This window comes from Paracoccus aestuariivivens, assembly GCF_009711225.1.
Classification (GTDB): Bacteria; Pseudomonadota; Alphaproteobacteria; order Rhodobacterales; family Rhodobacteraceae; genus Paracoccus; species Paracoccus aestuariivivens.
On record NZ_WMIE01000055.1, the window covers coordinates 1 to 2116 of the forward strand.

The following is a 2116-nucleotide window of genomic DNA, read 5'->3' on the forward strand; positions in this document are numbered from 1 at the left end:
CGCAGCAGATTGCCATCAGCCTGCATTTCAACGAGATCAAGCAGCGCCATCCTTTCATCGGTCATAGTTCTCCATGGTCGCTCGGACCGGTGGCGCGACATGGCACATTCCTCGTTCAGGTTACCGGTCCCGCAACCCGAACCGGCTTCGAAGATCGACGATGTCCGCCGGCGTCACGCCGGGGCCATGCGCTGTGCGGGGGACTCCGCGCATGGCCGTCTAGCCACCACTGGGGCAGGGACTTTCCCTGATCCGATGACACTGGAGGAATCGAAGTGCCCTCGACAAGCGGACGGAAATCTTACTGACCCAAGGAAGACAGGCCTGCTCGTTGACGGAACTTGCCGGATTGGAACGATTTAGCAATTGCTTAGCTAGGTCAGTCGATAGATTTGTTGCTTATGTTATTCGTCGTTTGATCTCGATGTCGTCCGCAAAGTTTCTGAATGTTGACGTTACCGTGACAGTGGGCGCGAAATCCCTGAGCAATTGACACAATCTTGGCAGGCAAATGCTCGGGGGGCGTTGTGCATGCGGCACACAAATTATTGATGCATTAGTTTGGTCGTTTCTTATGCTGTAGGGGCTCATCCCTGCAGTCAATATGATATGGGGATGTAACCGCACGGTGGGGTGGAATGCTAAAATGCCAGAAATGCAACTGAATGTTAGCGATTTTCATAAGATCACATATCATAAATTTCGTTCTGACTGCGACAAACTGGTGGTTTGCTTCTCACCTCAGGGGGGTGGGATGGGTTCAAAGGGATTTGGTTATAATGTTTGCGAAAAGAATGGATGGGATTATATTTTTGTCGGGAAGGCGAGGCATACAAATTATGTCTCGTTAGACCCGCAAGAATTCAAAGAATCCATTTCTCCTGTCATCGAAGGAAGAGATGTCATTGCCTATGGGACAAGCGCGGGGGGCAATGCTGCACTTTTTTATGGTGGTGTGATCGGCGCCAGAATACTTTCGGCATCGCCTCGGGATGGTCGTAGCAAGTTAGGATACACGATTCCGAAATCGAAAACAGTGAAGTCCTTTTTTCCGCCGATGATAGTATATGATTTCCTTCAGCCACGCGATTCGCGAACGGTCGCGGAATGGACGGATTCTATTTATCGGAATTCTATTTTAATAAATGTTCCGAACTCCGGACACAAGTCACTGGCTAGATTGAATCAGGCGGGTACGCTTTCATATCTTTTGAAATCATTTATTTTGGGGTCTGTGGATCCCAGATTGTTGAGATTTGCTGAGGGGTCCGTTGAGCGAAAATATGATGACGCAGTGGAGAGATATTTGGTTAGAGATGTTCAGGGAATGGTGAGCTTACTTCGGGGCGATCGTGGAGTTTTGGAGCGTCCCAGATTGCTGAGCTTGTATCTGGAATGCCTTGAGAGGAACTCCTTAACTGATGAAATTGAGATTTTTCGTAATGATCTTCGTTATGTCGATGTGAGCATGGGAGCTTTGAGTTCCTCGTCGCGAAGGTTTATAAAGTGCATTTCAGCGTAAATTGCAGTCCGTCTGATTTTTGTGAACTGCAGTGACCTGATATTGGTTTTGTGAGATGCGGAGTTTTCCGCTCTAGGAAATTTCCGCGTTGTTGATAAATTATCCTTGATGGGTGATATTTTCTATTTTTACTGGTGCGGACGTAAAATAAGCGCGGCTATTCTCCGTTTTGGTGCGGGTTTTCTCCCACCGATCCTCATGTTCTGGCACTTGTCGTTGTAGGTCCATAGCGGGGTTCGGGGCACGCGCTCGACCATAGCTGCGGATCAAGGCCGTATAATGGCGGTTGGTGAGGAATGAGCGATCGAAGGTGCCATCGCTCCTGGACCGATGGCGAACGCAATTGTCGGATCGCGGCGGGAACTCGCGATCTACACGACCCAGGGTACCGAAGCGGATGATCAGGGCGTGCTCCAATGCGCGGGCGGCAGTTGCCTGCGTTGCCAATGCGAGAGCTGGTGTCAACCAGTCCGCTCTGAACACCTCCCGACGCATTGATTTTGGGTGATCAACCTTAGGCTTCATTCGCTTTGAATTGCAGGGTTTCGTATGCTTTGGCGAGAAACCCTGCAATTTCCGGTCGCCGATGAAGCC

Annotated in this window: 2 protein-coding genes; one reads left to right on the forward strand and one right to left on the reverse strand. The window is 50.0% G+C overall.

The annotated features are described in order from the left end of the window. Window positions 1-646: 646 nt before the first annotated feature. On the forward strand, window positions 647-1522 hold the full coding sequence (locus GL286_RS22000) for a hypothetical protein (RefSeq protein WP_155097694.1): 876 nt from the start codon (window positions 647-649) through the stop codon (window positions 1520-1522). A gap of 99 nt (window positions 1523-1621) precedes the next feature. On the opposite strand, the gene GL286_RS22410 is transcribed toward GL286_RS22000, so the two are convergent. Continuing rightward, window positions 1622-2116: hypothetical protein (locus GL286_RS22410; protein WP_211596491.1), on the reverse strand; the 495-nt coding region annotated here is incomplete at its 5' end.